Source organism: Streptomyces sp. NPDC026515, from assembly GCF_055567595.1.
The window spans coordinates 386,823-392,900 of the sequence record NZ_JBVHQD010000009.1 but is presented as its reverse complement, the minus strand read 5'-3'; the positions used below and the strand labels follow the sequence as shown (position 1 = coordinate 392,900).

At 73.4% G+C, this 6,078-nt stretch carries 6 protein-coding genes; 1 reads left to right on the top strand and 5 read right to left on the bottom strand.

What is annotated here, in order from left to right; translation table 11 throughout:
- Positions 1-142 precede the first annotated feature (142 nt).
- Positions 143-991 (bottom strand): helix-turn-helix transcriptional regulator, encoded by an 849-nt coding sequence (locus ACZ4O3_RS21665; protein ID WP_467723646.1) that lies wholly within the window; start codon positions 989-991, stop codon positions 143-145.
- A gap of 131 nt (positions 992-1,122) precedes the next feature.
- On the opposite strand from ACZ4O3_RS21665, the gene ACZ4O3_RS21660 reads away from it, so the two are divergent.
- Positions 1,123-1,980 carry an NAD-dependent epimerase/dehydratase family protein gene (locus tag ACZ4O3_RS21660; protein WP_384987887.1) on the top strand — a complete coding sequence of 286 codons (858 nt, stop codon included), beginning with the start codon at positions 1,123-1,125 and terminating at the stop codon, positions 1,978-1,980.
- 29 nt (positions 1,981-2,009) lie between these two features.
- On the opposite strand, the gene ACZ4O3_RS21655 is transcribed toward ACZ4O3_RS21660, so the two are convergent.
- The 4 genes from ACZ4O3_RS21655 to ACZ4O3_RS21640 all read right to left on the bottom strand — a co-directional run bounded on the left by ACZ4O3_RS21655 (position 2,010) and on the right by ACZ4O3_RS21640 (position 6,054).
- Positions 2,010-3,263: an MFS transporter gene (locus ACZ4O3_RS21655; RefSeq protein WP_467723645.1), complete on the bottom strand. Its 1,254-nt coding sequence runs from the start codon at positions 3,261-3,263 to the stop codon at positions 2,010-2,012.
- The gene (locus ACZ4O3_RS21650) at positions 3,260-4,609 is read right to left on the bottom strand and encodes a GH1 family beta-glucosidase (RefSeq protein ID WP_467723643.1); all 1,350 of its coding nucleotides are present in this window, start codon (positions 4,607-4,609) and stop codon (positions 3,260-3,262) included. The genes ACZ4O3_RS21655 and ACZ4O3_RS21650 overlap by 4 nt, the downstream gene beginning before the upstream one ends.
- Positions 4,610-4,680: 71 nt before the next feature.
- A complete protein-coding gene (locus tag ACZ4O3_RS21645) occupies positions 4,681-4,947 on the bottom strand; it encodes a protealysin inhibitor emfourin (RefSeq protein WP_362720868.1) in 267 nt (88 codons plus the stop codon).
- Between the two features lie 21 nt (positions 4,948-4,968).
- Complete coding sequence (locus ACZ4O3_RS21640) at positions 4,969-6,054, bottom strand: M4 family metallopeptidase (protein WP_467723641.1); 1,086 nt, start codon at positions 6,052-6,054, stop codon at positions 4,969-4,971.
- Positions 6,055-6,078: the final 24 nt, after the last annotated feature.

The window sequence follows — 6,078 nt, the reverse complement described above, 5'->3', positions numbered from 1 at the left end:
ACGCTGCGGATCCCCGGGCGTCGGGTCCCGGTCGAGGTCGAGTGGATGCCAGTCCGCCGGCCGATACCCCGCCATGTCCCCGCAACCCCCGTCGCCGGCGTTCACTCATTGCGCGTGCGTTCGGGCAAAGGTACCGGAGAGGTCAGGAGCGCCTCGGGGTCATGTCCTGCAGGCCCACCACTCTGAGCAGTTGCAGGCGTTCGTGGGAGTCGGTGCCCGGACGGGCGGTGTGGATGACCAGTTGCTGGTGGGTGTCGGCGTTGTGGAGGACCTCGCAGTCCAGTTCCAGGAGGCCGACCGTGGGGTGCTGGAAGCGTTTGACGGTCGCACGCCGGACCGCCACTTCGTGTTCGGCCCACAGGCGGGCGAACTCCTCACTGCTCGCCAGGAGTTCGGCGACGAGGGCGGCTGGGGCCGGGTCGGCGGGGCGGGCCGCGGCCACCGCCCGGAGGCCGGCGACATGGTCCCGGGTGTGTGCCGGCCGGTCCTCCGGCGGGAACAGGTCGCGGGCCGACGGGTCCAGGAAGTAGCGGCGGAGCAGGTTGCGCTCGTGCGGCGGACGGGCCAGGACGTCGCCGCTCAGCGCCCGTGACAGCGCGTTCTGGGCCAGGACCTCGCCGTAGTCGGTCGCCACCAGCGCCGGGGTGTCGTGCAGCCGGTCCAGAACCAGCAGGAGGCCGGGGCGCACGTGCGTGCTCGTCGCCTCCGGGCGCGGGGGTTCCTCGCCGGCCAGGTGGAACAGGTGGTCGCGTTCGTCCTCCGTCAGGCGCAGCGCGCGGGCCATCGCCGTCAGCATCTGGCGGGACGGGCGCGGGCCCCGGGACTGTTCCAGCCGGGTGTAGTAGTCCGCCGACATGCCCGCCAGGGACGCCACCTCCTCGCGGCGCAGCCCCGGGGTGCGGCGGCGGGCGCCCGGGGCCAGGCCCACGTCGGCGGGGTCCAGGCGGGTGCGGGCGTGGCGCAGGAAGTCGGCGAGTTCGGGGCGGTTCACCCCTCCAGGGTCGCCCGGCCCGCCCCGCTTATCCAGGGACTGCCGATCCCCTGATCCGGAGGTCTCTCCCGGCCGTGCCCCGGGAGGCCGAGGGTGGTGGCGTCGAAGCGAAGCCACAGAAGGAGAGCGTCGTGATCACTCTTGTCACCGGTACGACCGGACAGGTCGGGCGGCGGTTCGTGCCCAGGCTGCTGGGGCAGACCCGGCCGGGGGAGCGGGTGCGGGTGCTCGTACGGGACGCGGCCCGCGGCGAGCCGTTCGCCGCCCTCGGCGCCGAGGTGGCCGTCGGCGACCTGCGGGACGAGGAGGTGCTCGGCAAGGCCGTCGCCGGGGCGGACGCCGTCGTGAACGTCGCCGCCGCCTTCCGCGGGGTGCCGGACGAGGAGGCCTGGGCCGTCAACCGGGATGCCGCGGTGGCCCTCGGCAAGGCCGCGCTCGCGGCCGGCGTACGACGGTTCGTGCAGGTCAGCACCGGGAACGTGTACGGCACCGGGCGCGGCCGCCCGCTCACCGAGGACGACGAGAGCCGGCCCGGCGGCGAGCTGTGGGGCGCCTACCCCGAGTCCAAGGCGGCCGCCGAACGGGACCTGCTCGCGCTGGCGGACGGCATGGAGGTGCGGATCGGGCGGCTGCCCTTCGTCTACGGCGAGCAGGACCCGCACCTCGCCGACGTCATGCGCTGGGCCGCGAACTGGGCGCCCGCCCAGCGGCTGCAGATGGCCCACCACGCGGACGTCGGCCAGGGCCTGATGCGTCTGCTGTACGCCCCGGCGGTGAACGGCCCGCTCTACAACATCGCCGACGACGCGCCCGTCACGACCGTGGAGCTGCACCGGCTCAACGGCATCGAGGTGCCCGCGGACCTGCACACCCGCACCGACCCCGACCCCTGGTTCGGGATCATGTCCAACCAGCGGATCCGCCGCGACCTCGGCTTCCGGCCGATCTATCCGAGCGTGTGGACCGCCCGCGACGCCGGCGCCCTGTGAGCGCCTGAGCGGCCGGGGTCTGTCGCGCCCTAGTCGACCCCCCGGATCCGCCCCACCAGCCCCGCCCCCGCCAGCCCGATCACCGCCGCCACCAGGTACAGCACCCGGTAGCCGCCCAGATAGGTCACGATCGGCGCGGCGAGGGCGGGCGCGGCCACCTGGGGCAGGGCGTTGGCCACGTTGATGACGCCGAGGTCCTTGCCGCGGTCCAGGGCCTTCGGCAGGACGTCCGTCATCAGGGCGAAGTCGACCGAGGTGAACACGCCGAAGCCGACGCCGAGGAAGGCCGCCGCGACGATCGCCCCCGGCCAGGTCTGCCACGCCGCCAGCAGCGCCGTGGCCGCCGCCATCAGCAGCCCCGACCAGACCACGAACGGCTTGCGCCGGCCCACCCGGTCCGACCAGACGCCGCCGACCACGACCGTGGCCATCAGCGTCAGCCCGTTCACCGCCGTCAGGATCAGCACGCCCTGGTCGGGGTCGGCGTGGTGGAGGCGGTCGCGGAGGTAGTACAGCAGGTACAGCAGCACCAGCGCGTTGCTCAGGTTGATCAGGAACCGGGTCAGCCAGGCCCAGCCCAGGTCCGGATGGCGGCGCGGGCTCAGCCAGAACCCGGTCAGGAAGGCCCGCCACGACCAGGGCGGCCGGTCCCGCGGGGCCAGCCGCAGGTCCGGGTGGCGGAGCACGTACGGCAGCACGCCCACCGCCGTGAACACCGCGCACGCCGCATAGCCCGCCCCGACGCCCCCGGCGGCCGTCGCCAGCCCGGTGCCGCCGACCACCCCGAGGATCTGCGCGGCGCCCAGCCAGCCGCCCACCGAACCCCGCTGGCTCCTGGGCACCTGGTCCGGCACGGCGGCCGTGACGGCCGCGAAGGCAGCGTTCAGCGTCAGCTGGACCAGACACCAGCCCAGCACCAGCGTCCCCATGCCGCCGGCGCCCCCGAGGAGCAGCAGGGACAGCGCCCCGCCGGCCGTGCCGGCGACGATCCAGGGCGTGCGGCGGCCCCAGCGGGACGTCGTACGGTCCGACAGCGCGCCGAAGACCGGGTTCGCCGCCAGCGACACCACCGCGCCGATGCCGGTCACCCACGCCAGCATCGTCTCCTTCGACATCCCGGAACCGGGCGCGAAGTCCCCAGCCTGGGAGGCGAGGAGGATCTGGAGCGGGCCGTACCAGCCCACCCAGATCGCCCCGTTGGCGAGGGAGAGCGCCGACGTCCAGCCCCGGCCGACCCGCTCGGCCGGTTCGGCCAGCGCGGCCGGTTCCCGAGTCGTCGTCATTCCCGCGCCCGGGACCGCTGCGCCCCGAGCAGGTCCCGGAACCAGGCGTACGACGACTTCGGCGTCCGTGCCAGGGTGTCGTAGTCCACGTGGACCAGGCCGAAACGGCGCGCGTAGCCCTCCGCCCACTCGAAGTTGTCCAGCAGCGACCAGACGAAGTAGCCGCGCACGTCCACCCCGGCCTCCGCCGCCCGGTGCAGCGCCCGGATGTGGCCGTCGAGGTAGGCGATCCGGTCCCGGTCGTCGAGGCCCTCGTAGGAGCAGCCGTTCTCGGTGATGACGATCGGCGGGAGCCGGTCGCCGTAGCGGTCCCGGAAGCCGGTGAGGAGTTCGGTGAGGCCCTCCGGGACCACCGGCCAGCCGAAGTCGGTCACCGGCACGTCCTCGACGTCCTGCACCGAGAAGGGGAGTTCGGCCGGGAGGGTGAGTCCGCCGAACTCGATCTCGGTGCCCCGCGGGGCACCCACCTTCGTCGGCGCGTAGTAGTTGACGCCGTACCAGTCGAGCGGCTCGGAGATCACCTTCAGGTCCGCGGCGACGTCGCCCGGCATCAGGTCGCCCATGCCCTCCGGGTACTCGCCCAGCAGAACCGGCTCCGCGAACAGCCGGTTGAGCAGGAGGTCGTAGAAGCCGGCCGCCTCCAGGTCCGGCTGCTCCCCGGAGGCCGGCCAGGTGGGGCCGTGGGAGTTGGCGATGCCGATGTCCACGGCGCCCGCCGCGCGCAGCGCCCGCACCGCCAGGCCGTGGGCGAGGAGCTGGTGGTGGGCGACCGGGAGCGCGTCGAACATCAGCCGCTCGCCGGGTGCGTGGGCGCCCAGCGCATGGCCGAACAGGGTGTGCTCGGCGGGCTCGTTGAGGGTGATCCATTTCCTGACCCGGTCGCCGAGCCGGTCCGCGACCGCCGAGACGTACTCGGCGAACCGCGCGGCGGTGTCCCGCTCCAGCCAGCCGCCCTTGTCGTGCAGGGCCGCCGGCAGGTCCCAGTGGAAGAGAGTGGGGACCGGCCGTACGCCCGCCGCGCACAGCTCGTCCACCAGCCGGTCGTAGAAGTCCAGGCCGCCCGCCGAGCGCACCCTCGGCCAGGAGACCGAGAAGCGGTACGCGTCCACGCCGAGGCCGGCCAGCAAGGCCACGTCCTCGCGGTGGCGGTGGTAGTGGTCGCAGGCCACCGCCGCCGTCGAGCCGTCCTTGATGCGGCCCGGCCCGGCCGAGAACACGTCCCACACGGAGGCCTCGCGCTCGTCTGCCGCGCCCTCGATCTGGTGGGCCGAGGTCGACACACCCCAGAGGAAACCGTCGGGGAAAGCGGGGAGCGGGGGTATCGGATGGACCGCGTCAGTCGCCATGGCCGGGATCATCCTTACCACCAGTAACGGAAGTCAACGCCCCGGCGTGAACTGCCCGTTGCCGGATCCGTTCAGGCTCCCTCCTTCAACACCCGTGAGACCAGCTCGCGTTGCTCGGCGGTCAGCCGCGGATCGGCCGCGTACACCGTCCGGCCGTCCACCGTGATCCGGTACGCGAACCCGTCCGGCACCCCCTGCGGGGGCGTGCCCCGGCCGGCCGCGAGCGCGTGCTCGGCCAGGGCCTGCCACTCATGGGCGTCGGGCCGCCCCGAGGTGTCCACCTCGGCCTGCCGCTCGATGCCCGCGAACCCGCCCGTACGCCTCACCTGAATACGCATGGGTCCCTGTGTAGTACGGGATCAGCCGGTCTGCACACCCACCTGGGCCCACGCCTTGAGGACCGCCTCGGTCTCCTCGCCCTCCTTGAAGCGGGCCCTGGCGGCGGTCACGGTGAGCTTCGCGAAGTCCGTGAAGCGGGCGTCCGAGCGCAGCTCCCCGCCGGTGAGCACGTCGTACCAGATCAGCCCGGCCCGCTCCCAGGCGTTGCCGCCCAGGGCGGCGGCGAGCAGGTAGAAGGCGTGGTTGGGGATGCCGGAGTTGATGTGCACGCCGCCGTTGTCGCGGCTGGTCCTCACGTACTCCGCCATGGTCGCGGGCTGCGGGTCCTTGCCGAGGCGGGGGTCGTCGTAGGCCGTGCCCGGGGCCTTCATCGAGCGCAGCGCCACACCGCGTACGCCCGGGGCGAGCAGGCCCTCGCCGATCAGCCAGTCCGCCTGGTCGGCGCTCTGCCCGAGGGAGTACTGCTTGATGAGCGAGCCGAAGACGTCCGAGACCGACTCGTTGAGGGCGCCGGACTGGCCGTAGTACTCCAGGTTGGCGGTGTACTGGGTGACGCCGTGGGTGAGCTCGTGGCCGATGACGTCGACGGAGCTGGTGAAGTCGGTGAAGATCTCACCGTCACCGTCGCCGAACACCATCTGCTCGCCGTTCCAGAAGGCGTTGTCGTAGTCGCGGTCGTAGTGCACGCTCGCGTCGAGCGCGAGGCCGTTGCCGTCGATGGAGTCGCGTTCGTACGCCTTCAGGTAGAGGTCGAAGGTGGCGCCGAGGCCGGCGTAGGCGCGGTTGACGCTGGCGTCCTGACCGGGCTCGGAGCCCTCCTCGCGGACCTTGGTGCCGGGCAGATCGGTGCCGTGTCCGGCGTCGTAGACCGTGCGGCGCGGCGCGCTGTCCGGGGCCGCCGGGGCGGCGACGGCGGTCAGGGTGCGCACGGCGGTGACCCGGCGGCGGGTGCGGGCCGCGGAGTCGTGCTGCAGGGTGCGCAGCGCGGAGTCGGCGAGTGCGCCGTCCTCGTGCCGGGCGAGCTGGTCGAGGATGTGCGGCGGCACGATCCCGCAGAAAACGGGCGTGCGGCGGATGACGGGCTCAGAGCCCCCGTTGGTCGTCATGCACCGCACCCTCGCACTGGGTCA